Source organism: Microcystis ichthyoblabe FBCC-A1114 (genome assembly GCF_050500245.1).
Lineage (GTDB): Bacteria > Cyanobacteriota > Cyanobacteriia > Cyanobacteriales > Microcystaceae > Microcystis > Microcystis ichthyoblabe_A.
This window is the reverse complement of sequence record NZ_CP191408.1, coordinates 69,785-96,514: the sequence shown is the minus strand read 5'-3', so window position 1 is coordinate 96,514 and position 26,730 is coordinate 69,785. Positions and strand designations below refer to the sequence as shown.

22 protein-coding genes, 1 tRNA gene and 5 pseudogenes are annotated in these 26,730 nt (G+C 39.4%); 18 read left to right on the top strand and 10 right to left on the bottom strand.

The features are described from left to right. The first annotated feature begins 7 nt into the window (after positions 1-7). Positions 8-2,233, top strand: a complete 2,226-nt coding sequence (locus tag ACQY1Y_RS00425; protein WP_430013744.1) for a hypothetical protein — start codon at positions 8-10, stop codon at positions 2,231-2,233. A 41-nt stretch (positions 2,234-2,274) separates the two neighbouring features. Here ACQY1Y_RS00425 and ACQY1Y_RS00420 read toward each other — a convergent pair. Next, a tRNA-Ala gene (locus tag ACQY1Y_RS00420) sits at positions 2,275-2,347 on the bottom strand. A gap of 131 nt (positions 2,348-2,478) precedes the next feature. On the opposite strand from ACQY1Y_RS00420, the gene ACQY1Y_RS00415 reads away from it, so the two are divergent. Continuing rightward, positions 2,479-3,030, top strand: a complete 552-nt coding sequence (locus ACQY1Y_RS00415) for a 1,2-dihydroxy-3-keto-5-methylthiopentene dioxygenase (RefSeq protein ID WP_430013743.1) — start codon at positions 2,479-2,481, stop codon at positions 3,028-3,030. A gap of 169 nt (positions 3,031-3,199) precedes the next feature. Here ACQY1Y_RS00415 and petG read toward each other — a convergent pair whose 3' ends face one another. The 3 genes from petG to ACQY1Y_RS00400 all read right to left on the bottom strand — a co-directional run bounded on the left by petG (position 3,200) and on the right by ACQY1Y_RS00400 (position 5,276). Beyond that, the gene (gene petG, locus ACQY1Y_RS00410; RefSeq protein WP_002738052.1) at positions 3,200-3,316 is read right to left on the bottom strand and encodes a cytochrome b6-f complex subunit V; all 117 of its coding nucleotides are present in this window, start codon (positions 3,314-3,316) and stop codon (positions 3,200-3,202) included. A gap of 249 nt (positions 3,317-3,565) precedes the next feature. After that, on the bottom strand, positions 3,566-4,051 hold the full coding sequence (locus ACQY1Y_RS00405) for a hypothetical protein (RefSeq protein WP_430013742.1): 486 nt from the start codon (positions 4,049-4,051) through the stop codon (positions 3,566-3,568). Positions 4,052-4,139: 88 nt separating this feature from the next. Continuing rightward, a complete protein-coding gene (locus ACQY1Y_RS00400) occupies positions 4,140-5,276 on the bottom strand; it encodes a metallophosphoesterase family protein (protein ID WP_430013741.1) in 1,137 nt (378 codons plus the stop codon). A gap of 65 nt (positions 5,277-5,341) precedes the next feature. Here ACQY1Y_RS00400 and trmB point away from each other — a divergent pair, with 65 nt between their 5' ends. Genes trmB through ACQY1Y_RS00385 form a run of 3 tightly spaced genes read left to right on the top strand, consistent with a single transcriptional unit; the run spans position 5,342 to position 7,440 of the window. Next, a complete protein-coding gene (gene trmB / locus ACQY1Y_RS00395) occupies positions 5,342-5,977 on the top strand; it encodes a tRNA (guanosine(46)-N7)-methyltransferase TrmB (RefSeq protein ID WP_002777978.1) in 636 nt (211 codons plus the stop codon). A 34-nt stretch (positions 5,978-6,011) separates the two neighbouring features. Further along, positions 6,012-6,620, top strand: coding sequence for a hypothetical protein (locus ACQY1Y_RS00390; protein WP_430013740.1), 609 nt, complete (start codon positions 6,012-6,014; stop codon positions 6,618-6,620). Positions 6,621-6,639: 19 nt separating this feature from the next. Then, entirely contained in the window at positions 6,640-7,440 is an 801-nt protein-coding gene (locus ACQY1Y_RS00385) for a tetratricopeptide repeat protein (RefSeq protein WP_430013739.1), read from the top strand. Positions 7,441-7,578: 138 nt separating this feature from the next. Here ACQY1Y_RS00385 and glgA read toward each other — a convergent pair whose 3' ends face one another. Further along, positions 7,579-9,057, bottom strand: a complete 1,479-nt coding sequence (glgA, locus tag ACQY1Y_RS00380) for a glycogen synthase GlgA (protein ID WP_123230000.1) — start codon at positions 9,055-9,057, stop codon at positions 7,579-7,581. A 192-nt stretch (positions 9,058-9,249) separates the two neighbouring features. Then, complete coding sequence (dacB, locus tag ACQY1Y_RS00375) at positions 9,250-10,674, bottom strand: D-alanyl-D-alanine carboxypeptidase/D-alanyl-D-alanine endopeptidase (protein WP_430013738.1); 1,425 nt, start codon at positions 10,672-10,674, stop codon at positions 9,250-9,252. Positions 10,675-11,056: 382 nt separating this feature from the next. Between dacB and ACQY1Y_RS00370 the strand changes: the two are divergent. Further along, positions 11,057-11,491 (top strand): annotated as a pseudogene (locus ACQY1Y_RS00370) (IS4/Tn5 family transposase DNA-binding protein); the annotation flags it as partial. A gap of 23 nt (positions 11,492-11,514) precedes the next feature. On the opposite strand, the pseudogene ACQY1Y_RS00365 reads toward ACQY1Y_RS00370, so the two are convergent. After that, positions 11,515-12,729: pseudogene (locus ACQY1Y_RS00365) on the bottom strand (ISL3 family transposase). Between the two features lie 292 nt (positions 12,730-13,021). On the opposite strand from ACQY1Y_RS00365, the gene ACQY1Y_RS00360 reads away from it, so the two are divergent. Together ACQY1Y_RS00360 and ACQY1Y_RS00355 are read left to right on the top strand one after the other, a co-directional pair. After that, positions 13,022-14,073 (top strand): ISKra4-like element ISMae18 family transposase gene (locus ACQY1Y_RS00360; protein ID WP_420064666.1). Its coding sequence is split into 2 segments (ribosomal slippage): positions 13,022-13,178 and positions 13,178-14,073, totalling 1,053 coding nucleotides; the frame shifts between segments, so codons are not numbered across the junction. A 36-nt stretch (positions 14,074-14,109) separates the two neighbouring features. Beyond that, a pseudogene (locus tag ACQY1Y_RS00355) lies at positions 14,110-14,265 on the top strand (IS4 family transposase); the annotation flags it as partial. A gap of 643 nt (positions 14,266-14,908) precedes the next feature. On the opposite strand, the gene ACQY1Y_RS00350 reads toward ACQY1Y_RS00355, so the two are convergent. Both ACQY1Y_RS00350 and ACQY1Y_RS00345 read right to left on the bottom strand, forming a co-directional pair. Continuing rightward, complete coding sequence (locus ACQY1Y_RS00350) at positions 14,909-15,643, bottom strand: SDR family oxidoreductase (RefSeq protein WP_430013737.1); 735 nt, start codon at positions 15,641-15,643, stop codon at positions 14,909-14,911. Between the two features lie 157 nt (positions 15,644-15,800). Then, a pseudogene (locus ACQY1Y_RS00345) lies at positions 15,801-16,589 on the bottom strand (class I SAM-dependent methyltransferase). A gap of 72 nt (positions 16,590-16,661) precedes the next feature. Between ACQY1Y_RS00345 and ACQY1Y_RS00340 the strand changes: the two are divergent. Together ACQY1Y_RS00340 and ACQY1Y_RS00335 are read left to right on the top strand one after the other, a co-directional pair. Continuing rightward, positions 16,662-16,853, top strand: a pseudogene (locus tag ACQY1Y_RS00340) (MvdC/MvdD family ATP grasp protein); the annotation flags it as partial. A 230-nt stretch (positions 16,854-17,083) separates the two neighbouring features. Beyond that, positions 17,084-17,242, top strand: coding sequence for a microviridin/marinostatin family tricyclic proteinase inhibitor (locus ACQY1Y_RS00335; protein ID WP_002739260.1), 159 nt, complete (start codon positions 17,084-17,086; stop codon positions 17,240-17,242). A gap of 164 nt (positions 17,243-17,406) precedes the next feature. Here the strand turns inward: ACQY1Y_RS00335 and ACQY1Y_RS00330 are convergent, their stop codons facing one another. Next, positions 17,407-17,886: a hypothetical protein gene (locus ACQY1Y_RS00330; protein WP_430013736.1), complete on the bottom strand. Its 480-nt coding sequence runs from the start codon at positions 17,884-17,886 to the stop codon at positions 17,407-17,409. Positions 17,887-18,469: 583 nt separating this feature from the next. Between ACQY1Y_RS00330 and ACQY1Y_RS00325 the strand changes: the two genes are divergently transcribed. The 8 genes from ACQY1Y_RS00325 to ACQY1Y_RS00290 all read left to right on the top strand — a co-directional run bounded on the left by ACQY1Y_RS00325 (position 18,470) and on the right by ACQY1Y_RS00290 (position 26,718). After that, positions 18,470-19,183 carry a sulfotransferase family 2 domain-containing protein gene (locus ACQY1Y_RS00325; protein WP_002738617.1) on the top strand — a complete coding sequence of 238 codons (714 nt, stop codon included), beginning with the start codon at positions 18,470-18,472 and terminating at the stop codon, positions 19,181-19,183. A gap of 102 nt (positions 19,184-19,285) precedes the next feature. Next, on the top strand, positions 19,286-21,052 hold the full coding sequence (locus ACQY1Y_RS00320; protein ID WP_016515119.1) for a thiamine pyrophosphate-binding protein: 1,767 nt from the start codon (positions 19,286-19,288) through the stop codon (positions 21,050-21,052). Positions 21,053-21,090: 38 nt separating this feature from the next. Then, a complete protein-coding gene (locus ACQY1Y_RS00315) occupies positions 21,091-21,951 on the top strand; it encodes a sulfotransferase domain-containing protein (RefSeq protein WP_016515118.1) in 861 nt (286 codons plus the stop codon). A gap of 100 nt (positions 21,952-22,051) precedes the next feature. After that, positions 22,052-22,864 carry a hypothetical protein gene (locus ACQY1Y_RS00310; protein WP_002738639.1) on the top strand — a complete coding sequence of 271 codons (813 nt, stop codon included), beginning with the start codon at positions 22,052-22,054 and terminating at the stop codon, positions 22,862-22,864. Positions 22,865-22,925: 61 nt separating this feature from the next. Further along, the gene (locus tag ACQY1Y_RS00305) at positions 22,926-23,747 is read left to right on the top strand and encodes a hypothetical protein (RefSeq protein ID WP_042791032.1); all 822 of its coding nucleotides are present in this window, start codon (positions 22,926-22,928) and stop codon (positions 23,745-23,747) included. A gap of 77 nt (positions 23,748-23,824) precedes the next feature. Continuing rightward, entirely contained in the window at positions 23,825-24,628 is an 804-nt protein-coding gene (locus ACQY1Y_RS00300) for a hypothetical protein (protein WP_430013735.1), read from the top strand. A 58-nt stretch (positions 24,629-24,686) separates the two neighbouring features. Further along, the gene (locus ACQY1Y_RS00295) at positions 24,687-25,511 is read left to right on the top strand and encodes a hypothetical protein (protein ID WP_430013734.1); all 825 of its coding nucleotides are present in this window, start codon (positions 24,687-24,689) and stop codon (positions 25,509-25,511) included. Further along, complete coding sequence (locus ACQY1Y_RS00290) at positions 25,504-26,718, top strand: thioester reductase domain-containing protein (protein WP_430013733.1); 1,215 nt, start codon at positions 25,504-25,506, stop codon at positions 26,716-26,718. Before ACQY1Y_RS00295 ends, ACQY1Y_RS00290 begins: the two co-directional genes overlap by 8 nt. Positions 26,719-26,730: the final 12 nt, after the last annotated feature.

Below are 26,730 nucleotides of genomic sequence, written 5' to 3'. Positions count from 1 at the left end.
AAAAATTATGCAGAAAAAATCTCTCGATTCACCTGTATTAGTCAAAGGAATACTAATTATCATTACTGCCTACTTTTTTCTGGCAAATTTGCCTATTATTGATTGGCTAGAAATTGGTTTAGATCCTTCTTGGGCTTTTGCTATTAGTGATGCTGCCCATAAACAGTTAATTTTTGGTCAAGATATTATCTTCACCTATGGACCCCTAGGCTATCTGATTCATGGCACATCTTTAAATTACAACTTTTCCCAAATTATCTATTTTCGCTGGTTGATACACCTTTGTCTATTAGCGGTGGTTATTCTCAGATTATTATTTATTAAAAGCTATAGCAATCAAATAGTTTTTGTGCTGTCAATTATTTTTGCTACTCTAGTAGGAAATCCCTACAACAGTGTCGGCTTTACTGTTGATTATCAGATAATATTTATCCTCCTGATACTCATGTCTTTTGATAACTTTTTTCAAAAGTATATCAATTATTTAGCTATGGCTATTGGCATAATCACTGGGTTCTCTATACTCACGAAACTAACTCTAGGAATTTATCTAGCAGGCAGCCTGTTTATCTACATAATCGTTAATATTGTTCGGGGATATTTTCAGAAGTCACCATCGATAGTTATAAAAAATGTTCTCGCTGGTATTAACTTAACTTTAACCATTCCTTCCATTGCCTTTATTTTTCTCTATCCAGCTGCCTCTAACCGAGCCTTTATTCACATTATAGTTAATTTTTGCATTGCCGGAGGAGTGGCTTTAACTCTCTGGTTTATCGTCAGATCTGCCCGCCTATCGGCACCCCCCTTATTAAGAGAGGCAAGGGGTATCAAAGGCAGAATCTATCTTCTATTTAATCATAACCACTTACTTAACTTCTTACCTCTGTTAGTATTTTATGGGCTTTATGGGTTACTTCTTATCCAAACAATTAATCTAGATAATTTTCCCTCTCTCATGGAATATTTGAGCAATTCTTGGCAAATTTCTTCTGGTTATTCCAGTGCGATGAGTATTGTAGGAAATTACCCGCGTTTACTAATTGCTTTGCTCTGCTTTGCCTTAAGTTTGCTTTTAATGTCTCTGGCAATTATAGACCAAAAAATTAGTCTGGCTATTGCCTATATTTTTCCCATATTTTTATCATTTAAGCATGGATTTGTTCGGCAAGATGCTCACGTTGTTGTTTTTACACTTGTGGTTATTCTCTTAGCTTCTCTCTATACAACAATTATTAAAAAATCTCGGTTTAAGAAAATTGCTTATTGTGCTTGGGGAATAATTTTTTTGGGATGTATTATTATCACCTCTAGTCCTAATTGGACTATATTGGAAAATGCTCGCCAGTGGAGTAATTTCAGTCCCGATAGGGTGGCTAATAATATTGGGGTTGTCATTTCCTCTATCCTTAATCCCAGAGAATTAAAAATGCGAGGTGAAAGGAGTACAACTCAAAATTTACAAGTCATTGCTACCGCTACCAAAATACCCGATTCTGTGCTGGAAAAAGTGCAAGGCAAAACTATTGATATAATTCCCTGGGAATTTTCACTTATTCCGGGCAATCAGCTTAATTGGAAACCGCGGCCGATTATTCAATCTTATGGTGCTTATACAGAAAAACTGGATGAACTAAATTATCAAAGCTTATCTCAATCTCCCAGAGATTATCTGATTTATCACTTTCAAGCTATTGATGGCAGACATCCTTTTTTTGATGAACCTAAAGCCTTTTCCTATGTGGTTTGTAATTATCAACTTGACTCGGTAAATTCGCCCTTCCAAGTCCCCGCAATCAAAACCAACTTTTATCTTCTAGAAAAACAAAAAGTCAGTCGTTGCATTCCAACCCCTCTAGGAGAGACTACTAATGTTACTTGGGATCAAGTCTATGAATTACCTACTCGTAATAGTGGGATTACTCGTGTTCAAGTTAAATTTGAATATTCTTGGTTGGGTAAAATAGTCAAACAACTCTTTAGAATCCCTCCCGTGATAATTAACGTTAATTATCTCGATGGAACTCAAGCCAATTTTCGCTTTGTTCAAGATAATTCAGCTAATGGAGTTATCCTTAGTCATTTACCGAGAAATGATCAGGAATTAATGGCATTTTTTCAAGGAAAATTACCACCACAAGTCAAATCTTTTAGCTTTTCTGTCAGTAATCCTCTGCTATTCTCCCCAGAAATAAAAGTAACGCCTTTTTGGGAAGTTGAGACTGGTTCATAATCTTTCTTGAACCTTGAAAAGCGGTTAATATCTCTGGAAAATGGAGAATAGGGAACTCGAATCCCTGACCTCTGCGGTGCGATCGCAGCGCTCTACCAACTGAGCTAATTCCCCAGATATAGACCATAATAGCATTTTTGAGCAGAAAATCCTAGGAACTGGCAAGGGCTCGAGGGGTAAAAAATCGAGCGGCCTGCCCCCGGAAAACTTTAAAATGGAAAAAGTAATCTTGAGGATGATAACTAATGGCGATACTATGCTTAGAGAATGGGACAACCTATACCCAGTTAGCCGATATTAGTCTGGAATTGGCCAAATTAAATGTTACTTTAAACTATTGGCCGATCGAAAACGAGGCCACCCGTCAGCTACTTAAACAAGCTTCTCTCACTGACGAAGAAAAAGAAATAGTTTTAACCAGCTTAGACGGTTATTTTGAGCAACTAAAGCAAGAAGCGGGTTATCAAGCTAGAGATTTAATCGTTTTACACCCTGAAATTCCCAATCTCGACACTTTACTGGCCAAATTCGAGCGCTGTCACACCCACGCTGACGATGAGGTGCGTTATATCATTGATGGGGAGGGGGTTTTTGGCTTTGTCTTTGCCGATGGTTCTCAGGGGGAATTAACTATTCAACCTCAAGAATATATCAATGTTCCCGCCCATAGCGAACACTGGTTTCACCTCACTGCCAGTAAACGAGTTAAAGCAGTGCGTTACTTCACCACTACCGCCGGATGGGTTCCCGAATACACGGAAACCGTTATTCGTTTTCCTAGTTTAACAGCCGTGTAGCTCTTGGTTTTAGGCGATCGCTCTCCCAGTAAGACAGATAAGTTTTGCGGGGATGGCAACGCCGGCAGCCACAATCTGTTAAGCGGCAAATTTGTCCTGTTGAAAATCTCCCGTCTAGTGCCTAGCTTGACGGGAGATTTTCTCAATTCGGGGGATTGGCGTGATAGATTTAGTCTAAGCCGAATTGATTGCCCCGTTTGTACTGTAAATAGGCGGCAACGAACAAACCCGCTAGGGTAATGGGAATTAAGCCTAGGACAATCCCTAGCACTAAAGGTTCAATCACGTCTGTACTCCTTGGATTAGCAATTTTTCACCCGTATTTTATCCTAGCAGGGGTTGCCCGCGAAAGATAGGGCGATCGTACATACTTCTTAAGTGGGGTGTGGGGTGTATTTTCAGTGAACAGTGAACAGTAATCAGTAATCAGTGAACTGAAAACTCAGATCTGATAACTGATTCAAGACTGTCTCCTGTCTCGGAGTCTCCCGACTCCCCAAAAGGAAAACTTCACTATTAAGATAACTGCTCTACTCTAGGAGCGATCGAGAAAAAATTTTCTCAATTTGCCTTTACCCCAATAGCGATCGATTTCTTGCCAGAGATTGTGGAGACAAAAAACCACTGCCAGACAGAGAGTAACCGCAAGGATTTGAGAGAAACTTTCCCTTTGCCAAAATTTGGCCATTGCCTCCGAAATCACCCGCGTTACCCGATAAGCTTCCAGAAAACCCTCGATCGAGCCGAGAATCAGTGCTGCTAGGGTATAAACAAAGGTTCGATATAGAACACTAACGTAACGGGGACGATTTTCTAACCATTCTAGCTTCATGGCTGCGTCGAGAATGGCCACGGTTTTTGCCGCAAGGATCGCTCCTACGATCGCTTTACCCAACACGTAGGTGGTAATCGAATACTCTTCCAGAAATAATTTCATGATCAGAAGAATATAACCGAAAGCCAAGAAAAAAAAGAGGGCAAGAGAACCGATTTTTTTTAATTCCTTTTTAAGTGCTTCCATTTATTTTTATTGATTTTTTTTTGATATTTTCTGCCAAGATAGCGGCCTCGTACCATAACTATAAGCTATAGTTAATTGTTTGTTGCAGCTATTCTCCCATCTCCAGCAGAAAGTTTGAGCGCTGATAACTAAACTGATGCTTGAAACTAATTACGGCTTGATTGTCGATAAAATGAGGATTACCGAGGGGATCGACGGCACTGAAAGCGTAGAAATAACGGCGTGCTAGGGGCGGAAAATCGCTAAAATCGAAGATTGTGTCACCTTGGGCCACATCTGCCCAAAAATTGCGTAATTTCGGGGCTAATTCCTCCGCTAGACTCACGGGAAGATTGAGGGGATGGCAGGTTAATAAACGCATCATAAAAGGATAAGAGCGATCGCCTAACCATTGCCGAGAAATAGCGGGTAAATTCTCCCATCCGGGTATATTTTGCAGATGAAAAGATTTTATGGCTAATTCAACCGTGTTTTCGCAATATTCTAACACCCGGTAGGGATGGGGATAACTGACGAGGGAACCGGTGGTAATTTCATAGATACCTCTGGCAAAAGCCAGATCCTGCACATGGAGATGGCCGGTAATCAACAATTTTACGCCGTTTTCCTCTAGTATATCGAGCAGTTCTCCCGCATTAGCCAACATATAGCGTTTACCTAATTCATGATTGCTTTGTCCGGGTAAATGCTCGATAACATTATGATGGATCATCACCATCACTAGATCGTTTTTTAGCGCTGGTAAAATCTGTTTTAACCAATGCAATTGTTCTGCATCTAAACTGCCAATTTGTTTACCTTGCTCATCAAATTGATTAGAATTAAGACCGATTAATTGCACTCCGGGTAAAATTTCTTTTTGGTAGTATATTTGTTCTGGATCGCTGTAACCAAATTGTTGATAATAAAAGGGAAAATCTCCTAAACCGATCTGGTTTTCTGTTGCGGTTAAACTCAAAACATCATGATTACCCGGCACCACATAGACGGGAAAGGGTAAAGTGGCTAAACAATCGGCTAACCAACGATGATTTTCTGGTTCACCATCTTGGGTTAAATCGCCAGCAATCAGCAGAAAATCGAGGTTAAGGGTGATCAGATGGTCTAAAACAATTTTTAAAGCGGGAATACTCACTTCCACCAGATGAAAGCGATTAGAATGGTTCAAAATGGTTGTGGGTAAAGCGATATGAGGATCGCTGAGAATGGCGAAACGGAAATTCATCGCACGCAATTGGGCTAAATATCGGTAAACTAGATCGATCGAGGAGAAATGAGGAGAAAATATCTTTGGCTAAAGTTCGCGTTCGTCAGCACGTCAATCCCTTAAGTCATAAATATCGCCATCCGATCGCTCCCCCCGATTGGAATCAAGTTTATCAGGATATGACGCAACCTCTCCATCTTGATATTGGTTGTGCGCGGGGTAAATTTTTGTTACAAATGGCCCAAGTATATCCAGAAATTAATTTTTTGGGGATTGAAATTCGTCAACCTTTGGTAATTGAAGCGAATCAGGAACGGGAAAGGTTAGGATTAAAAAATCTCGCTTTTGTTTTTGGCAATATGAATGTTACCCCAGAAATTTTACTGCAATCTTTGCCCGTAGATAAGTTATTTCGGGTGTCGATTCAATTTCCCGATCCTTGGTTTAAACAGCGTCACAGTAAGCGTCGGGTTGTGCAGCCGGAATTAGTCATAGCTTTGGCTAAATATATGGTATCTGGAGGCTGGGTTTTTTTACAGTCGGATGTGGAATCGATCGCCCTGGAAATGACGGAGAGATTTCAAGCACATCCCCATTTTGTTCGGCAACATCAAACCCCCTGGTTAGCGGAAAATATTTTCCCCATAGCGACGGAGAGAGAAAAGTCCACTTATAATAAAGGTCAACCGGTTTATCGATCACTTTTTCGAGTTCGGTAGCTTCAGCTAAAATATCTTGGCACTGTCTGAAATCATGGTTATAAATCTCGACTCACCCCTAATACTTGAGGAGAATAATCGCCCTCCTGTATCTCAATTGTTAGAATTTCTCTTAGCAACAGAAAAAAACAATAAAAAAACTAAAGAAAATCTTACTTTTGAGGCTTTAGTCGGTACTTGGCGATTATACTTGATCACGGGAACTCAAAAAGCGAAAAAGAGAGCGGGGATTGTTTTGGGTAAGGGTCGCTATCTACCATCCTGGTTAAAAATTACCATCTCTTACCAAAGAAATGAGAGTTTAGAACCGGGAGAATTTATCTCTGGAAGCGTCAGCAATCAGATAGTTTTAGGGGCAGTAAAACTATCCGTAAGCGGTCCGGTTAAGTTTTTTCCTAAAACCCGTCTTCTCGCCTTTGATTTTACCCGGCTCAACTTAACCCTATTTAATCGCTCTCTCTATTCAGGTTTTATTAGAAATGGCCAGGTAAGCGAAGCTAATTTTTATCAGGAAAGCATCAAAAAACAGGCATTTTTTGCCTATTTTATGATCACAGAAACAATGATAGCAGCCCGGGGACGAGGGGGAGGATTAGCCCTTTGGGTAAAAGAGGTAAGTGAGACAAAACTAGCTGAAAAATAAGTTATTAGAGGAGAAATAGATGGGATATTCTATCGAGGTAGATGGGACAAATTTTGACAGTGAAGTGATCGAGAAGTCCTATATAAATACAGTGATTTTAGACTTTTATGCCCTGTGGTGTGGACCCTGTAAATTGGTAAAACCGATGCTGGAAAAACTGGCAAGTGAATATAATTTTATCCTGGCAAAAATAGATATAGATAAAAGTCCCGAATTGGCCGAACAATACGATGTAGAAGGAGTTCCAGATGTGCGAATTGTCAGCAAGGGAGAAGTGTTACCCTGTTTTGTCGGTGCTTTGCCAGAAGAACAAATTAGAGACTTATTTTCCCGTCTCGATTTACAATCGGAATTAGAAACAGGATTAGCAGAAATCAAAGAAGCGATCGCCCTCGATAATTTGCCCGCAGCTAAACAATTATTTGATCGTCTTTTCCCTAAATATCCCAACGAACCGCGATTAATTATTATGGCGGTAAAATTTCTCATGCGTCTGGAAAAATGGTCAGATGCCTATCGATTAATCAGTGCTATTAAAGAGGAAAATCCTGTTATCAAAGGTTGGAAAACTCTCCTAGAATTTCAACAGTTAAAACCAGAAAATAATCCCCTCGATCCGATATTTTTTACTGGGATTAATTTCGCTTTAAAAGAAGATTATGCCGCCGCTTTAGATAAACTGATCAGTCTGGTGGAAGAAAGTAGAAAATATCGTCAGGATGGGGCAAGAAAAGCCATGTTAGCCATATTTCAGATTTTGGGAGTTAGTCATCCCCTCACCCAAGAATACCAAGCAAAGTTAACATTTCTGCTCTACTAAGTAGGGTTTGCGGCAAAAAGTTTGTTGGTGGGGTTAAGAGTCGGTCAAAACTAAAGCAATTCCCCGGTAATTTCAACAAATCTATTCCTCGAATTTCTGTTGATAATTGCCAGGGAATTGCTAGGGACAAGATGCAGTTTATTTGTGGCGAATCATTTCATAGAGGGCAACGTATTCTTCCCCAGGGCGATTCCAAGAGTAATCGCATTCCATGCCTTGAATCGCTAATTTTTGGAATTCTTCCGGTTGAGTGTACCACAATTCTAATGCCCGGGACATGGCTGATTCTAGGGCATTATTATCGGGATCAAAAAAGACAAAACCATTGCGTTCTTCCGGTTTGTGATAGGTATCATAATCACGATCAAAAACCGTATTAACTAAACCACCAACTCCCCGGACAATGGGAACGGTTCCATATTTTAAGCTGATTACTTGTGTCAGTCCGCAGGGTTCAAAATTACTGGGAACCACAATCATATCGGCCCCCGCATAAATGAGGTGAGATAATTCCTCATTAAAGCCCAATTCAATATGGACATCAGGGTTATTATTTAGGTGATTTTTCTCATGCCAGAACCAGTTATTAATTAACGATTCGGTGGCGGAACCTAAGAGGACAAATTGCGCCCCGCGAGCTAAGGCATAATACATGGCATGGTGAACTAAATGTACGCCTTTTTGGTCATCTAAACGACCGACATAACAAATTAAGGGTTTTTCTGGTTCATCTCTTAACCAGAGTCTTTCTCGCAGTGCCTTCTTATTGCGTGCCTTCTCGGAGAAGTTATCAATACCGTAGGGTGCAGGAATAAACTTATCTACTTCTGGGTTCCAGATATTGTAATCTAAACCGTTGAGAATGCCAGTAAATTTGTGTTGATGCTGGTGAATTGTATGGCCTAAACCGTAACTAACATCGGTGTGGTGTGCTTCCCAAGCATGGTGAGGTGAGACGGTATTGAAATAGTTGGAAAAGACGATACCACCTTTCATAAAATTAATCACAAAAGGATTGAAGTTATCGCGCATTCGGGCATAGCTAAAGTAATAAGAATCGTTATTTAATCCTGTTGCCCAGAGAATTTCTGCACCACCAAATCCTTGATGTTTAAAGTTATGGATGGTGTAAAGAACGCGCTGATTGCCCATACCATGATATTTATAAATTTCAAAAAGTAAGGGCGGAATTAAACCCGTTTGCCAGTCGTGACAATGAATTATATCGGGACGTTTATTACTTCTGAGCAAAAATTCTAAAGCGGCTTTAGAGAAGAAGGCAAAACGCATATTATCGTCCTTACAACCGTAGTAAGTACCGCGATTAAAGAAATTATCCCCCGAATTGGGTTGAATAAAGAAACACAAGCGCCCGTGTACCCAACCACAAAAAACGTTACAGTGAATTGCGCCACCGTACCAAGGCACCCACAGGTCCCGATAAGCCTCGTGTAAGCCCCAAATTTGGTCGTAGCGCATACAATCATACATGGGTAGGATTAGCTCCACGCAATGACCGCGAATTTCTAATTCTCGACTCAATCCATATACCACATCCCCCAATCCCCCAGCTTTAATCACCGGGGCGCACTCGGAGGCAACCTGAACTATATACATATATCAATAACTCCCTCGATTAATCTACAGGTCAGCTAGAAGCAATTTTTACAAAAGTATACAGTCTTCTGTGATTAAATGGCTCGATCGAATTAGTTGCGGGTTGGGGTGTTGGGGAAGTTGGGGTGTTGGGGAGAACAAAGCTGCCTTTTGCCTCCTGTCTCCTGCCTCCTGCCTCCTGTCTCCTAAATATTAACAGCGTTTTAACTGTCCTAAGAGCAAAATCACCTCATCGATGCCGTTTCTGAGAGTATTGGCGGGTTTATCGCTGTTATTGACGGTTATGCTAAAGATTAGGGGTTGATTGTCGGCGGTTTCTAGATAACCGGCGAGAGCGATAACTCCGGTTAAAGTCCCGGTTTTTGCCTGTAATCGTCCTTCTAGGGGAGTCTGGCGAAATCTATTGGTTAAAGTGCCATCAATGCCGCCAATAGCTAAAGAACGACGATAATCAGGATTTTCTGCCATTAGTTGTAATATTTGACCTAAAGTATTGGGTTTAATCAGGTTTTGTCGTGATAGCCCCGAACCATCGCCGATTTTATAACTATCGCTGTTAATTCCCAGTTTTGTTAAAGTTTCTTGCAATCCCGAGACACCGCCGAGCATTTGTAGTAGGGTTTCGGCTAGTAAATTATCGCTATTTTTATTGACTTTTTCCACCAAATATGCTAGGGGTTCTGATTCTAAATTTGTGATTTCATCGCCGAGAATTTCTGAGCTAATTTCGGCGGTTTTAACGGTAATTCCCGTTTTTTCGAGGATATTACGCCAGCGATCGAGGAAATACTCCGAGGGTTGGGGAATAGCTAAATTAAAATCATCTTGACTATCAATAGCCAGAGAACCAGTGATAATCAGGCGATTATTGGCTAAATTGCCCTTAATTGCCAGATTATTCGGGCTTCCTTGCGCTGCCGTGCTGGTTTGATTCTCAATTAGCCATTGTTTAGCGGCAATGGGATCAGACCATTGTAAATCTAAGCTTTGCCCCAATTGTCGCGGTAAAAGCCTTAAATTGACGGAATTTTCGTTTAAAACCAAGCTAGAAGCACTAACTGCATAGTCAAAAAAGACATCTTCCCATTCCCAAGTTTTTTGACTATCGGAGACGACAAAAGGACTAGCAACGACAATTAAGCGATAAATTGAGTTAATTCCCCCTGCTTTTAACTTTTCTGCCAATTTTTCTAACTTTTCTGTGGTTATGGTGGCATCTCCCCTCCCGACTAAGGTTAAAGTTTCTAAATCGGGGGGGTTGCCTTGGGCTAAAATGGGGGTTTTCAGACGATAATCGCGGTTAAATTTGCTAAAAGCGGCGGCAGTGGTTAATAATTTCGCAGTAGAAGCGGGAGTAAAAAAGTTATTTTCGTGGAGACTATAGAGATTTTCCTGAGAATTAAGGGATTTTACTAAAATTCCCCAGTAAGCGCCTTGATAATCGGGGCGGGACAAAATGCGATCGATCTCGGTGGCTAAGTCTGCTGGACAGATAAACTGGGAAGGGGGGGAATTGTCTTGACTGATGGGGGTTGCGAGGGTGACGGGATGGTTTACCCAGAGAAATAGGGAACAGGTCCCCAAGAGAAAAGATAATTTCGAGCAGCGTGTTAGCATAGAATTAAATCTTGGCAGTAGGTAGGCGTTAAAAATTATCAGATGCCCCCCTTATTAAGGGGGGACTAAGGGGGGATCGGCACCCCCCTTATCAAGGGGGTCAGGGGGGATCGGCACCCCCCTTATTAAGCTATCCATTAGTCAGATCTTTCTTAACAAAAAGAGAAGAAACTTAAAAAAAGGGGAAACGATTGATAGGTATAGTTTTGAAAGAAGGAATGGCTCTTCTCGACTTTGTGTGATAATTTTTGCTTATGGAATCGTGAAATGTTGACGGAGAAAGACTTTTACGACTATTTTGCCGAAGAAACTATCAGTATAGGCTTCGTTTCCACACAGAAACCAGAAGAGCCAAGGAATTAAGGTGGAGGTAAGCAAAAAAATGGAGAAATGGGCAGCCCAAGAATTACAGTATGCAGACCTAGGGGACATCAGAAGAAAGAAAAGGTTAATCAGTATCGTAGAAAACTTGGCCAGCCAACCTAGTACAAGTGTACCACAAGCTTCGGGAAATCTAGCCGCAGCGAGTGCCACCTACGACTTTTGGAATTCCCCCTATTTTCACCCCTCAGATATAATTGCCGCCCAAGCCAAAAGTACAGTAGAAAGAATCAAAGAACATCCAATAGTTTTGGCAGTGCAAGACACAACAAGTTTAGACTTTACGACGCAAAAAGCCAAAAAAGGAATGGGTTATCTAGATTATAAAAAATCCTTTGGTCTCAAAGTTCATACCACCTTAGGAGTGTCACCGCAAGGAATACCTTTAGGACTGATTAATCAATATGTCTGGGTAAGAGAAGAAAAGAATTTAGGCTCTTCGTTACCCTTTATGCTAAATCAACAGACAAGATGCCAAGACAACATACTTCTAACCCAAAAATTCCGAAAGTTTCTAAAGCCATAGCCTCTCCGTTTTATTAGTTTAAGTTTATTGTTGATTCCCTCGACCACCCCATTAGTTGTCCTTCGCTCGAAATAACTAATGATTTCTCCAAACCAGTTTCGGATTGTTTGACAACTCTTGGTAAAAACACTGGAGGATTTTGCCAACCAGTCCGAGATGGATAGCAGTCCTTCTGTCGGATTCTCTGAGGTTTCATAAATCTTTCTAAATTCTTCCTTTAACTCGTGCATCTTTTTCAAATTTGGGAAATTTTCTTTGATAGCTTCTAGTTTGATTTTTTGGGTTTCCGTTAAATCTTTTTCATTTTTTAACAAGCTATATTTACTTCGCTTTAAAACTTCTAGCTTCGCTTCTTTTTCCGCTTTCTGTTTTTTATTTCTCTGCGCTTCTACGGCTCTTTTTTCTGCTTTTCTTTGTTCGTCTAACTCTTGATTAATTTGTTTCATTACATGGAATCTATCGGCGACTACCTCGGCCGATGGCATCAATTCTTTCACCAAATTTTTATAGGGCAACCAAAGGTCTATGCTGACTTCTTCAATTTGCTCTAACACCTCTTTTCCCCACCCCGTAAGCGTTTCCCTCAATTCTTCTTGTGTTCGCTTCTCTAGAATAGCTATTAGTTTTCCCGTATCTAAATTTACTAAAACCGCACAGTAATTTTTTTGTCCTTTGACTAGAGCGATTTCATCAATTCCTAGTCTTTTTAATTTCGATAGGTCTGTCTCTGTAATTTCTTCAGCTATGTCCTCTATCATTCTTTGAATCTCTTCTTCCGTTACGTCATTTCTTCGGCTAACATTTAAAATATCTCCTTCTTTTAATTGTTCGAGTATATTCTCGGCTAGTCTTTTCGTATAGGTTCGTTTCTTGGCGACAAAATCTAACTCTTCGCTAAAGGGTTTCTGACAATTACCGCACTTAAATTGACGACGATTAACTTGTAGGTACACTGGTTGACCTGAGAGCGGTAAATCTTTGACTAAATGTCGATGATTTTGGTGAAGTTTATCGCTCTCTAACCCACAACGAGGACAGGCTGCTTTTTGATTTTTCGATTCGACTGGTCAAACTATACCGATATTTTCTAGGTGTCGATAGCCTTGAATACAGGTTCCTTGTAGGTTCAAAAATTTGTCAAGTATCATAAGTAAAATAATCTCGTTTTTGGCTATTATATCAAATCTTAACTCAATTGTCTATCTTTTGGCATTAACCTGTTTGTGCCTTAAGTCCTTCCCTGTATGGATTTCAGCTACTTTTGAGCTTAGGTACTCTCATCGAATTTTATTTTAAGTTAATTATTTGCATAACAATTCCCGAAGAGCCAGTTAAACTTCAAGTTTTCATTCAGGACGAATGTACTGATTAACTATTTTCTTGGGGAAAATTAGTTAACTCATCATTATAACATATAATTAATTTGCAAGAGTTCTAATCATGAATACAGACCAAAAAGAACAACTAGATCAACATTTAAAAGCCATTGCTCAAATTCTAGTCGATAATACCCCAGAAGAACAACTACGTAGCTTTGAGGGCATTGAAACCGCCCTGCGAGACCATTGGCTGACTACATTGGGTCCTGCCATAGGCAATTTTTTTTTGAATCAGCAACAGGAACCCAAGCAGGGCGAACCAAAAGCGTAAGCAGTATCATAGGGAAAGTCAAGATAAGCGAGAAACAAGCCGATAAACTAGGATTAAGCAAGAATAATCGATTAAGTCCCATGCTGGAGAAATGTTGCTTAGGAGCAGTGGCTAAAGTCTCTTTTGAAGATGCGGAAAAAGATATCAAAATGGCGACAGGAATGGCAGTTTCAGGCAGTAGTCAACAGAGGCTTGTACAAAGATATAAATTTGAGGAAGCAGAAGCAAAGAGTCCGGTAGAAGCATTGAGTGTAGAGGTCGGAAAAGTCAGAATCAGAACGCCCAAAGGACAACCGAGTCAAGGTCGAGATTACAAAGCAGTAAGTCTGCATGGTCAAGAATGTGCGGGATTTTTTCAGCAAAATGAAGAATTACTGGAATGGGTGAACCGTCAGCCCTTAACAGAGGTAGTCACCTGTTTAGGAGATGGTCATGATGGGGTGTGGAATCTGATGGAGAAAATCGGTGTTAAAAGGAGAGAAATATTGGATTGGTATCATTTAGTAGAGAATATGAATAAAATAGGCGGGTCAAACCAGCGTCTGAATAGAATCAAAGAGAATTTATGGAAAGGAGAGGTGAAAAGAGTTTTAGAGGAATTAGAGGGATGCAAAAAGAAACAGGCTATAAATTTCACCAAATATGTCGATAAACATCGAGAAAGAATACCCAATTACGAACTCTATCAATCACAAGGGATTTGCATCGGTTCTGGAAGTGTAGAGTCAAAGATTAAGCAAATAGGTGCAAGAATGAAAATTGTGGGAGCACAATGGAAAGCAGAGAATGTTCCTCAGTATTTGAAGCTACGTTGTGCTTATCTCAACGGCGATATTGCCTGAGTATTTTTACTCATTGCAAAACTGGGATGCTCCCGAGTCAGAATGATTGCTTCTCTTGGGTGGTTTTTAGGTAGAAAAGGTGACGGTGAACCAGGTGTTAAAACTATTTGGTTGGGACTGCGAAGGTTACATGATATCAGCCAGACTTGGAAACTATCTCATCAAATTAGTCCCCCCATAGAACCCCCTTGAGCCATCTTGCACACTTTTCTCTTTTTGTCAAATTTTATGTTAAGAAAGATGTGACTAATGGATAGCTTGATAAGGGGGGTGTCTGACAACTTTTAACACCTACCTACTTAATTATTTTAAGGTGGTGATTCGGTAGTAGTGAAAAAATTAAAAATTATCTCTCTAATATACCGTTTCTCTCTCTATCACTATGAATACGGTCTTATCCATTAGTCACATCTTTCTTAACATTTTAACCCTTTGTAGCACAGGGCTTTCAAGACTCGGTTAACAATCTATAATATTCCTTGTTGACACCCTTACTGACAAAGAAAAAACTGAAATCAAGTCAGGATAAGGGTTAGAATGCTTACTGACAAAATTGTTAAGAAATATCCCTATAAGGGATAGGGTACTTATTAATTTTCCTGCATTTTTCTGCTCACTTTGTTATTTTCGCTCTTCTGCTCGGCTCTTCTCGACTTTGTGTGATAATTTTTGCTTATGGAATCGTGAAATGCTTATCGGGTAACACTTTTAGGACTATTTTGTCGAAGAAACTATCAGTATAGACCTCGTTTCCACACAGAAACCAGAAGAGCCTCTGCTCTGACACCAGATTTTTTGTTCTCGAGGATTTGTCGGTCTTTTTTCACCATTTCTTTTAAAGAGTAACTCCACCGTCCACAGGTAAAACCACACCTGTCATATAGGGGTTGATAATCAAACTCAATACTGCTAGGGCGACTTCTTCGGGTTGCCCTAAATGTTCGACAGGTAGGGCAGAAACCGCCCATTTGCTCAAGTCCGAGCGTTCTGAATCACCTTGACTGCTCCAGATACTTGTATCTTCTATTAATCCGGGGGCAACAACGTTAACGCGAATAGGAGCGATTTCTAGGGCGAGGGCGCGTCCAAATACGGCTACAGCACTATTAGCGGCGGCTATGACGGAAATTCCGCCCATTTTGGAATATTTGAATATAGTGACGCTGGATGTCAGGGTAATAGAACCGTCCTTGGCCAAAGTTTTCAGGGAGCCACGCACGGCTAAAAAGGTTGCCCAGAATTTCTCCATACCTCCCCGGGCCGTTTCTGTGGTCATTTCAGTTAATAAGGCTCGCGGCATATTTCTGTCTCCCAGAGAGGTGACTACTAAATGGTCAAAGTTGCCAATTTCTGCAAAAAAGGTATTAACAGAATCTTCTTGTAAAAAATTAACAGTTTTGGCTTCAATCTCCCCGGAAATTAGCGCAACGGCGGCAGCTAATTTCTCTTGAGAAGCATGGGAAAGCACCACTTTTGCCACTAGGGAGAGCAATTTTTGAGCAATCGCTAGGTCAATCCCGGAGCTTGCGCCAATAATAACGACTTTTTTACCCGATAAGGAATCAAACATTTTTTTGTCTCCAAAAATTCAAGAAAAACTGACAACTAAATCGAAGATAGATGTTGGGTTCGATCTCCCCTTAATCCCCCCTTGGTAAGGGGGATGCCGATCCCCCCTGCTACCTTAATAAAGGGGTGTCTGACAATTTTTAACATCTACCTACTTATTACAGCATATTGACTGGTTTTTGAGCAGCAACTAACCAATAAGTTATGACCGAGGAACTTAGCAAATTATCCAGAGGCTTAATGTTTAAATTATAGATCTCTTCGTCTAATTTTCCTGATTGCAATTCCTCTGTTAACCAAGACTTAAGATGGCGAAAATGTCTGAACCAGCACTCCTCCGTCACCTCGACAAATTGAACATCTTTAAACCCTGCCTGTTGATAAAGATTTTGATACTCTGCCCTATCTTTGACCGTGTTTGCTTGGGGAACTGTCCAATCCCCTAAAAGTTCCGTTGTGGCAAAACTCAGATCTGAGAGAATTAAGGTTCCCCCCGGCTTTAATACTCGCCAAGCTTCTCGGAGGAATTGCTGTCTAGTATTAAAATAAAAAGCCGCTTCTACACAAATAATTTGCTCAAAAGAATGATCGGCAAAATCCATCTCTACCGCGTCCATTAACAGAAATTTACCCTCGGGAAAATTCAAGAGACTTCTGGCAATTTGTGTCGGAGAAATGTTAATCCCCACAATTGCTGTCAATGGATAATATTTGAGAAAATAATGGGTAGTTGCTCCTAAACCTCAGCCAACGTCAAGAATTGTTCCCTGTTTGTTGGGAATAAATTCTAAAAGTTTCTCCATCAGAGTAGAGGATGCTTCCTGTTGATCTTGGGTATGGGAGAGCCAATAACCGACATTAAAAAACTCTCTTTCACCATAAAACTCTCGAATCGAAGGACTACAAATTAAATCATCGAATCTACTAATCCATTCATTTTTATCCATTTTTAAACTCACTTAACTCTTTCGGCAAAAAACCACATTGGTCTAACACGATTGGGCTTAGTAGAGCGGGAAGTGGGTTATAGCAAGGCTTACCCAACTGCTGTTAAGGTGCTAGATATTGACCGCGTGGCTGAGGCGATAGAAAAAAAAGGAGCCGCACCTTTTACCTTAGATACCGATAAATTTCCCTGAGAGGTTCAACTAACAGCCCAATTTAATGGTAAAAAAAGTTTTTATCAATTAACCTATAACCATCAATCTATATTATCATGTCTGGTCAGGGACAGAAGTTATCGCTTTTGAATTAGGAATGGGGAGCGGAGAACAGGGAAGGAAACAGGCGTACCTGATGACTCTGAATACCGCTATAAGTGTCACCGATGGGAGTGCGGGTAAGGTGAGGATTTGACTTGAGTAAGACGGCAATATATGTTACTATCACAGGGTAATCGCAGCTATATTGAAAAAGCTGCTACTCAAAACTAGGAACGACCATGAATTATCCCAATAGCGAACAAAGTAAAGCAATCCCCTTCTTTGCTCGTTTTTTATCTGTAGACCAAGACGAGGCTCCGACTCCTGATTCCCCCCCCGATTCTGAACCCGCTCCCGTTTGGACTTGGAAATGGCCTTCTGACTGGGAAGATAGTTAATTAATTTAAAGATTGCTTTCAGTAATTCACACAGAAAACAACCGCCGCCATAAGTCAAGCAGGAGTAAGATTTATGGCGGTTTTTTGTTGTATTTAGGGTTTGCTGAAAAAGTCAATTTGCCGGTGAGGGCAGCGGGGGGAGAAAGTGCTTAGTCAAGTCACAACTACTCTTCAGCAATTTCGACTTCTTTGGGAGCAATGGGTTCTTCGGCAGTAATTTCTACTTCAATAGCCTTTTTCAGGTTAAGTTTTAGAACTTGAGAAATTGGTAAACCTTCCACCTCATTGATGAGATATTCTTGAGTTTCTGTTTCACGACGTTTGAGATAGACCGTTTTAAGCAGTGCCTCAATGCCATAACCCGTCACAATGTCGCCAATAATGGTAGAGAGGCCTAAGACCCCAAGTCCACCAATTAGTCCCAGCGGACCGCCTAACCCAAAAAGTGCGTAAATCATCGGATAGGCAGTACCACCGGATGCGGCAAAAGCAATAATGAAAATAATGCCGGGGAGTCCCAGAGAAGCAAGTTTTTGAACAACTTCATCCAGAGAAATTCCCCAGGAGACAAGTTTTTTGTTGATTTCTGTGGGATTAATTCCGAGAAAATCATTGGGAATGGCCGTTTCAGTAGTTTCCGTCATTGATGAGACTCCTAAAATCACTAAGTTGGATTGGTTGGTGGGGATTTCAGTCATATAAAATCCATGGTAAGGCAAAAGAATACAAATCGGCTGTCTAGCAATCAGATGCCTGGCAGCATTCTACATCAGTCTTACTGTTCACAGAACTTGTAGAAAATCCTCAGTTCTTAGGGAAATAGCCATTTCTGTGCATTTTCGGGTTAACCCCTAGTAGTCTGTCAAGTTTGAATTGAGGGATAGAGTTTTGGCTCTACCGAATCTGTCATGCAAAACTATTAACAACTCATGCTTGTAAAGCTTGTACAGCAAGGCTTTGAGTTTTTGTTAGATTGATATTTATCAACTTTAGAGCATTGCTGGACAGAGAGGGAGCTTGGGGAATTTTCTACAGTGTAAGTTCGGAAGAACCAGAGTTTTTTTAATTTAATACGAGCATCAGCAGTAGTAGAGCATCTCCCAGAGGGCAGCCAGAATGGACAAGCTGATATTTTAGATACTGTCTCTTTTGTCAAGTTCAATTTATACTAAAATTGACACGCCTACCGATCTCGGGCAGAGCTATTGTTATCACACCGCCAGATCAATGTTAATATCCTACAGTCATCAGTTCATTTTTTTTCATGTCACGAAAGCTGCGGGGACAAGCGTTAAAGCAGTCTTAGAACCTTATGCACAACAACCTGAAAAATTCAAAATTAATCGCCCTCCCAGAATGTTAGGAGAGCAAATCAATCCCCTGTATGAAATGTGGGAATCCTCTCTTTGGCACGCTAAAGCCAGAGATATGCAAAAAGAACTGTCAGAGGAAGTATATAATAATTTTTATAAATTTTCTTTTGTCAGAAATCCTTGGGATTGGCAGGTATCCTATTATCATTTTATTCTTAAGGAGAAAGATCATGTCAGACATGAATTGGTTAAATCTCTGGACGGTTTTGAAGAATACTTGGAATGGGTTATTAGTACCAAAAATCCCTTTCCCAAAGGAGCAACTAAACTACAAAAAGACCTTATTACTGACTTAGAAGGCAAAATAATAGTTGACTTTGTTGGTAGATATGAAACTTTAGAAGCTGATTTTGATCTGGTCTGTCAAAGGCTAAATATTAAAGCTTCTCTGCCCTGTTTAAACAAGTCAAAACATCGTGATTATCGAGAATATTACAACAACAGAACCAGAAAATTAGTAGAAAAACACTTTCAGGATGACATCGCCCTATTTGGCTACACATTTGATAGTTATCAATCCCAAATTGCATCGGAAAAATTTTTCCTCACAGCTGCCGGGGGTTATTGAGAGTTTACAAAAATTTAGCTAAACCAATTTTCTGCCCAGGGGTTTAAAAGCAGCGTCTATGTGAGATATTCTAACAATAGTCCATTGACAAGACAAAATCTAATGATTTCACAAGCCTCTTCTCCCATTACCTTGACAGAGCCAGAACAAATCCAGCCAAGAAATATGAGTGACCTAATTGTCGATTATTTAGAGCAATTAGGGGTAGAATACGTTTTTGGCATCCCGGGAGGACATAATAGTGCCTTCTACGAAGCCTTAGCACGCAGCGAAAGACGCGGGGGGGTTCGTGCCGTTTTGACTTGTCACGAAACCGGCGCCGCTTTTATGGCTGATGGTTATGCTCGTGAAACCGGAAAAATCGGGGTTTGCTGCGGCACAACTGGACCCGGTAGCACCAATTTCATTACAGGATTAGCCTCAGCTTATGCTGAAGGGATACCTCTACTTGTTATCACCGCACAAACTGCCCTACCTCATTTTAGCTGGAGTGCCTTTCAAGAATCATCGCCTGATACCATTGATACAGTGGCCATGTTTAAGCACTGTACCCGTTATAATACCCTCGTTACCCACCCTAATCAATTAGAAAGAAAATTGGCAGCGGCATTAACAACAGTTTTACATTCACCTTTTGGACCGGCTCATCTTAGTATTCCTGTGAATATTTTCCGGGTTGAGTCTCCCTCATCCCTTGCTTATCCCCAGGTAACGACTCAAGCTGCTGCATTAGTTGATTTAAAAGCCTTAGATGAGCTTGATAGTACCATAAACAATATCTTAGACCAAGGTCAAACCATCGCCATCTGGGTTGGTCAAGATTGTAGGGAAGCCACCCCAGAAATTATGGCATTAGCCGAATTAATTAACGCTTCTATTGTCACAACTCAAGGTGGTAAAACCTGTGTTAATCCTTATCATCCTTTAGTAAAAGGTGTCTTTGGTTTCGCTGGACATCAAACGGCTCGTCAAGCTTTAACCGATGATTCTGTTGCTTTAATTTTAGCGGCTGGGATGAACTTAGGGCAATGGGAAACCTCGGCTTGGGATCAGGCATTGTTAACTAAAAAAATAGTTCATATTCATCACGCAAGGGACTATTTTAAAAGTTCTCCGATGGCCAGTTTACACATTCAAGGTACAATCAAAACCACCTTGGCAGAATTACTAAAAAGATTACAGAAAACTCGGCAAAGGGGACAATTAAAACCAGAGTTATCAGCGAGCTTATTCCCTGAAATTTCCCCGCCTTATCAACCCGCTCAAATTACCGTTAAACAACCGGATAGCTATCGACTTTCAGAGGATAATTCCCCCGTTAAACCCCAGCAATTAATCGGTGAACTCCTACAACATTTGCCTCCAGAAACCCGCTATTTAGTGGATGTAGGTAATTGGTTAGCTTGGACAATTCACTATTTCTTCCCACCCCGTCCGGAAAATTTCCGTTTAGCTGTGGCCACTGCCCCCATGGGTTGGGGAATTGGCAGTGCGATTGGAACAGCTATGGGGGCAAAAAATACCCCGGTTGTTTGTCTGACGGGTGATGGATGTTTCCTAATGCACGGCAACGAACTTGCTGTTGCTGTTGCTGAAAAATTACCGATTATTTTTATCATTCTTAATGATCAATCTTTTGGTATGGTTAAACACCGACATCTTCAAACGGGAGTAGAACCCCTAGAGTTTGCTTTACCGTCAGTAGATTTTAGTCAAATTGCTCGAGGAATGGGAGCGAATGGTTATATTATTCGTAATAGTCAAGACTTGCAGGGATTAGATTATGAGGCAATTTATCGGGATGGCAAACCTACCGTCTTAGATGTGCGAATTGATTCGGAATATGTTCCCCCCATAGGAATGTTTTAAAGCCACGAACAATGATCAATACCTTTAACTCAAAAGCGATGTCCTATACCGAGTTACCCGCCAAGCGATTACTAATTAATTCTTTGCCTAAAAGTGGCACTCATTTGTTGGCTAAGTCCGTTGAAATTCTGGGCTATAGAGAGCATTTTGAGGATCAAGAAATTCAAGAAGTGCCTCTATTTTTTAACTATCGAGAAGTTAAAAAAAGAATCGAGCATCAAACTCAATTTAGCCAACAACAGATTAGCATAGGGGCCTTAACCCCCTACTATGTAGATTTGGCGATTGTTCGACATTGGTTAACTCTGATTGCCCAAAAGCAATACATTTTAGGTCATATTCCTTGGACACCTCTGTTAACCCCAATTCTTCAGGAATTGAATTATCAGCATATCTTCATTATTCGTGATCCTCGTGCTGTTATAGCTTCCTCAATTCCCTTTGTTTTAGATACGGGAAAAATGCCAGCAAGACACTTTCTAGAAGAGGATTTTAAGTCCATGTCTCCTAGCCAAAGATTAGATTTTATTTTAGTGGGAGGCTATGGGGCAAAAGCGGGAGTAGAAATCAGAAATTTTGCTGAAGTGTTCCGTTCTATGTTAGCTTGGTCTCAAGAGCAAAATTGTTTATTTATCCGTTTTGAGGATCTGGTGGGAGAACAGGGAGGTGGCAAGTCGGAAAAACAAAGGGAGACGATGGAAAAAATTTGCCACCATTTGGATATTCCTTTTAGTGAAACTATTGCTTCTCAGTTGGGGGAGATTTATAACCCTTCTGCTAGAACATTTAGAATGGGTAAAATAGACGGATGGAAAGACTCAATAGAGCCGGCAGATATCGAAAAATTAAACACCTATTGTCAACCATTATGTCAAGAGGCGGGTTATGAAATGTCTTGAGTTATACCTAGGATTAGTCTGATAAATTCCCAGTTTATTGGTGATTATTTTCCTAGATATGGTACGATCCTTCCACGACTTAAAATAAGGAAACACAAAAATGGACTTACAAGCAAATCTTGAGAGATTTAAAAGCAAACACCCCATCAGTCGCAATCATTATATTTCCTATCGTAGTATATACAAAGCTACTCCCATTCTCAAATTCATATTCAAGCATTATTGCCCGATTTATCATATTTCACTAGATGAGTTTTTTGAATATTATCCCCTTTTAGCATTTATTGAATACCTTGTCTATGAAACTGATGCAGAGATCGAAAGCAATCAAAAGGATAGCAACCCATCAAGTCAGTCTTCTCTGTGGGATTCTAAAAAAATCATCATTCGATCTCTTTTAAAAGAATTTGATTTAGAAGATCCTACAATCTTAAAGCACATAGAGAATTTGGGTCAGTATTTTGAATTAGAAAGTCAGCTAGTCACCTCTGAAAAAATCACATTAGAAGATGTAATTCGTGCTTCTGAATTGCGGTCTTCTGACGAGTTAATTCTCCACTGTACCTTGATTGCTATGTCAGGTAAACCTTATAGAGATGAAATTTTTGAGATTATGTCACCTATACATATTCTGCTAGAATTTCATGATGATTTTCGTTCCTATCAAGAGGATAGGGCAGCCGGTAATTATAATACCTACTGGATGTTTCAGAAATTGTATGGAGAGGAAGCACACCATTATTTAAAAGCAGAAATAGACCGTTACAGTAAGCTATTTGAAGCAACTCTTGAACAATTATCTGAACAAGAACAAGAAGTTTATTCAGCAAAATGGTCTCGTTTATGGCAAAATGTATTTCCCTATTTCTCTAGTGCTGAACTTCTTCGTCAAGCTGTTTTAGAAGGGGTTTAAACCTGATTATTTGACCGCATAAACTTATTTGCTTAAAAATTCAAAACAAGGAGAAAACCAAATGACCCCATTGATATCCATTGAGCGGCTTAAGAGCAAACAAACTATTAGTCGAATCCCTTACATTTCCTATCATAGTCTATTCAAAGCTATTTCTGTAATCCACGTTTCTTTAAGGCTATATTGTCCGATTTATAATATTTCTGATGATGAGTTTTTTGAATTTTCTCCACTCTTAGCACTTGTGGAATCTCTGATCTATGAAACTGATATGGAGTTAGAGAGCAATCCCAAGGATAGCACCCCATTAACTCAACGTTCTCTATGGAATTCCAAAAAAATAATCATTCAATCTTTTTTAAAAGAATTTGATTTAGAAAACCCTATGATTTTAAATCACATGGAGAATCTAGGTGAATACATTGAATTAGAAAGTCAGCTAGTAGCTTCTGAAAAAATAACATTAGAGGATGTAATCCGTGCTTCCGAATTGCGTTCATCTGATTTGAGGATTATCCACACTATTCTAGTTCAGATGTCAGGTAAATCCTACAGAGCGGAAATTTTTGAAATTCTCTCACCGACAGAAATCTTGAGTGAATTTCAGGATGATTTTTGTTCCTATAAAAGGGATGTGGCAGCAGGTAATTACAATACTTACTGGATGTTTCAGAAATTGTATGGAGAAGAAGCACACCATTATTTAAAAGCAGAAATAGACCGTTATAAAAATCTATTTGAAGAGAAACTCAAGCTATTTCCTGAAGAAGAACAAGAAAGATATACAAAAAAATGGTCTCGTTTCTGGAAAAGATATTCTTATCTCTCTAGTGCTGAACTTATTCGTCAAGTAGCTCTGGAAGGGGTCGAAAATAATGAATAATTAGCCATCCCATAGCCTGCTATTATTAAAATCTGCATCACTATTCATTGGAAAATTCAAAATTAGGAGCATCAAAAATGAATATACAGGACTTAGAGATTTTGTATGAGAGTCTTAAAAGCAAACAACCAAGCAGTCAAACCCGTTACATCTCTTATCATAGTCTATACAAAACTGCTTTTATGTTTAAATCTATTTTTAAGCAATATAATATGATTGATGACGTTTCTCTTGATGAGTTTCTTTTATGTTATCCAGTTTTAGCATTGATTGAATCTTTAATCCACGAAGTCAATATTGATCTAGGAAGCAATCAACAGAATAACTTATCATGGGATGCTAGAAAGAAAATTATTCAATCTTTTTTAAAGGAATTTAACTTAGAACATCCTACTATCCTAAATGCTATGGAGAACTTAGGAGAATTTTTTCACCTTGGCAGTCAGTTAGTGACTTCTGAAACAATAACTAATCAAGATGTGATTCGTGCTTCTGAATTGCAGTCTTCCGAGATCAATATGCTTTACTTTACTTTAATTTCAATACTAGGTAAACCTTACAAAACTGAAGTTTTTGAGCTTATGTCACCGATCAACATTTTGCTAGAATTTCATGATGATTTTCGTTCCTATCAAGAGGATAGAGCAGCTGGTAACTATAACACCTACTGGATGTTTCAGAAATTGTATGGAGAGGAAGCACACCATTATTTAAAGGCAGAAATAGACCGTTACAGTAATCTATTTGAGGCAACCCTCAAAGGATTATCTCAACAAGAACAAGAAGTTTATTCAGCAAAATGGTCTCGTTTATGGCAAGATGTATTTCCCTATTTCTCTAGTGCTGAACTTCTTCGTCAGACTGTTTTAGAAGGGGTTTAAACCTGTTATTTGACCGCGAAAACTTATTTGTTTAAAAATTCAAAAAGGAGAAACTAAAATGAACCCGCAAATGTCCCCTGGGATGATTGAAAGAAAAAAAAACGTTAGTCAAATTCCTTATATTTCCTATTATAGTATCTATAAAGCTACTTCAGTTTTAAAGCCGTTTTTCAAAATATATTGTCCAATTTATAATATTTATGATGATGAATTTTTTGTTTATTATCCATTACTCCTATTTATTGAAGCTGTGATCTATGAAGCCGATATGGAAGTAGAGAGTAATCAAAAAGATGGTTCACTATTAACTCAAACTTCTCCCTGGGATTCTAGAAAGAGAATCATTCAGTCTTTTTTAAAAGAACACAACTTAGAACATAATACAATCGTCAATAAGCTAGAAAAGGTGACAGAATTTGTTAAACTAGAAAATAAGCTAGTCACTTCTGAAAAAGTAACTCATGAAGACGTGATTCGCGCTTCTGAATTACGGTCTTGTGATTTTAGGGTTGTACATTCTGCTTTAGTTCAGATTTCAGGTAAACCCTACAGAAGTGAAATTTTTGACCTGATGGAACCTAGGGAAGTTTTAATAGAATTTAATGATGATCTTATTTCCTACAAAAAGGATATGGCAGCTGGTAATTACAATACCTACTGGATGTTTCAGAAATTGTATGGAGAGGAAGCGCATCATTATTTAAAAGCAGAAATAGACCGTTATAAAAATCTATTTGAGGAGAAACTTAAGCGATTTCCTCAAGAAGAACAAGAGATATATTTAGTAACATGGTCTCGTTTTTGGCAAAGATTTCCCTATCTCTCCGATGCCGAACTTATTCATCAGGTTGCTCTAGAAGGGATTAAAAAAACACATGACTAAACCTGTGACTCAACAGTTAGACCTGAAAGCGGAAGTAAATTTGGATTCCTCGATTCAATTTGAGCAATCGCTTTCCAAGAATGTACTAGAGCCAAAAGCTATCTTATTGACAGGAGCAACTGGTTTTCTTGGTGCTTATTTACTCGAAGAACTTCTCCAGAAAACCAGCGCAGATATTTATTGTTTAGTTCGCTGTTCTAATATAGAAGAGGGTAAAAATCGTCTTCAAAAAAACTTAGAGTTTTATTCTCTTTGGCAAGATGGTTTTAATTCTCGTATTATTCCTATTGTTGGAGATTTAGGGAAACCTTTATTCGGTCTTTCTCAACTAGCATTTAATGAATTAGCGGCAATAATTGATATTATTTATCACAATGGAGCTTGGGTTAACTCTGCTCGTCCCTACTCCACCTTAAAACCGGTAAATGTCTTGGGGACGCAGGAAGTGCTAAGGTTAGCTAGTAGGGAGCAAACTAAACCCGTTCATTTTGTCTCGACTCTTGGGGTTTTTCTCGGTGATAATCAGGAGGAAATTGGCAGAATCACTGAAATGGATAGCCCTAATTTTGTTAATCTGCAAGGAGGTTATCGCCAAAGTAAATGGGTGGCAGAACAATTAATGATGGTCGCACAAAAAAGAGGATTACCTGCTTGTATTTATCGTCCTTCAAGAATTATCGGGAATAGTAAAACGGGGATTAACGGTAATTTCCAAGATTTCCTATGTATTTTGCTAAAGGGTTGTATTCAATTAAAAAAATTCCCCGCTTTAAACACACAAATAGATATCGTTCCCGTCGATTATGTCAGTCAGGCAATTGTCGGTTTATCCCAGCCAAAAAACCATGCTGGTCAAGTATTTCATTTAATTAATTCTCAGCTAATTTCCTGGGAAACTTTCTTTAATTCTCTTCAACTTTTAGGCTATTCCTTAGAAAAAGTTGATTATGATAATTTTTATGCCGAATTAAAATATCAATTGTCCCAGTCTCCCAAGAATACACTATATTCATCTTTATTACTGCTTTTGAAACTGTCAAAACTATTTTCCCCTGATAAGCTAGAATTTGACGCAACTCGAACATTGATAGAATTAACAGAGCTATCTATCTCCTGTCCCGTTATTGATGAAAAATTGCTCAGTTTATATTTTTCTTACTTTCAGAAAGTTGGCTATTTTCCCCCTATTCTAGACCATAATTTATAGGAAAAATCTTCA

What these genes read in the sequence shown, in the direction of transcription:
- ACQY1Y_RS00425 (WP_430013744.1), top strand. Translation starts at nt 8, where the DNA reads ATGCAGAAAAAATCTCTCGATTCACCTGTATTAGTCAAAGGAATACTA.
- ACQY1Y_RS00415 (WP_430013743.1), top strand. Translation starts at nt 2,479, where the DNA reads ATGGCGATACTATGCTTAGAGAATGGGACAACCTATACCCAGTTAGCC.
- ACQY1Y_RS00405 (WP_430013742.1), bottom strand. Translation starts at nt 4,051, where the DNA reads ATGGAAGCACTTAAAAAGGAATTAAAAAAAATCGGTTCTCTTGCCCTC.
- ACQY1Y_RS00400 (WP_430013741.1), bottom strand. Translation starts at nt 5,276, where the DNA reads ATGAATTTCCGTTTCGCCATTCTCAGCGATCCTCATATCGCTTTACCC.
- ACQY1Y_RS00390 (WP_430013740.1), top strand. Translation starts at nt 6,012, where the DNA reads ATGGTTATAAATCTCGACTCACCCCTAATACTTGAGGAGAATAATCGC.
- ACQY1Y_RS00385 (WP_430013739.1), top strand. Translation starts at nt 6,640, where the DNA reads ATGGGATATTCTATCGAGGTAGATGGGACAAATTTTGACAGTGAAGTG.
- glgA (WP_123230000.1), bottom strand. Translation starts at nt 9,057, where the DNA reads ATGTATATAGTTCAGGTTGCCTCCGAGTGCGCCCCGGTGATTAAAGCT.
- dacB (WP_430013738.1), bottom strand. Translation starts at nt 10,674, where the DNA reads ATGCTAACACGCTGCTCGAAATTATCTTTTCTCTTGGGGACCTGTTCC.
- ACQY1Y_RS00350 (WP_430013737.1), bottom strand. Translation starts at nt 15,643, where the DNA reads ATGTTTGATTCCTTATCGGGTAAAAAAGTCGTTATTATTGGCGCAAGC.
- ACQY1Y_RS00335 (WP_002739260.1), top strand. Translation starts at nt 17,084, where the DNA reads ATGAATTATCCCAATAGCGAACAAAGTAAAGCAATCCCCTTCTTTGCT.
- ACQY1Y_RS00330 (WP_430013736.1), bottom strand. Translation starts at nt 17,886, where the DNA reads ATGACGGAAACTACTGAAACGGCCATTCCCAATGATTTTCTCGGAATT.
- ACQY1Y_RS00325 (WP_002738617.1), top strand. Translation starts at nt 18,470, where the DNA reads ATGTTAATATCCTACAGTCATCAGTTCATTTTTTTTCATGTCACGAAA.
- ACQY1Y_RS00320 (WP_016515119.1), top strand. Translation starts at nt 19,286, where the DNA reads ATGATTTCACAAGCCTCTTCTCCCATTACCTTGACAGAGCCAGAACAA.
- ACQY1Y_RS00315 (WP_016515118.1), top strand. Translation starts at nt 21,091, where the DNA reads ATGTCCTATACCGAGTTACCCGCCAAGCGATTACTAATTAATTCTTTG.
- ACQY1Y_RS00310 (WP_002738639.1), top strand. Translation starts at nt 22,052, where the DNA reads ATGGACTTACAAGCAAATCTTGAGAGATTTAAAAGCAAACACCCCATC.
- ACQY1Y_RS00305 (WP_042791032.1), top strand. Translation starts at nt 22,926, where the DNA reads ATGACCCCATTGATATCCATTGAGCGGCTTAAGAGCAAACAAACTATT.
- ACQY1Y_RS00300 (WP_430013735.1), top strand. Translation starts at nt 23,825, where the DNA reads ATGAATATACAGGACTTAGAGATTTTGTATGAGAGTCTTAAAAGCAAA.
- ACQY1Y_RS00295 (WP_430013734.1), top strand. Translation starts at nt 24,687, where the DNA reads ATGAACCCGCAAATGTCCCCTGGGATGATTGAAAGAAAAAAAAACGTT.
- ACQY1Y_RS00290 (WP_430013733.1), top strand. Translation starts at nt 25,504, where the DNA reads ATGACTAAACCTGTGACTCAACAGTTAGACCTGAAAGCGGAAGTAAAT.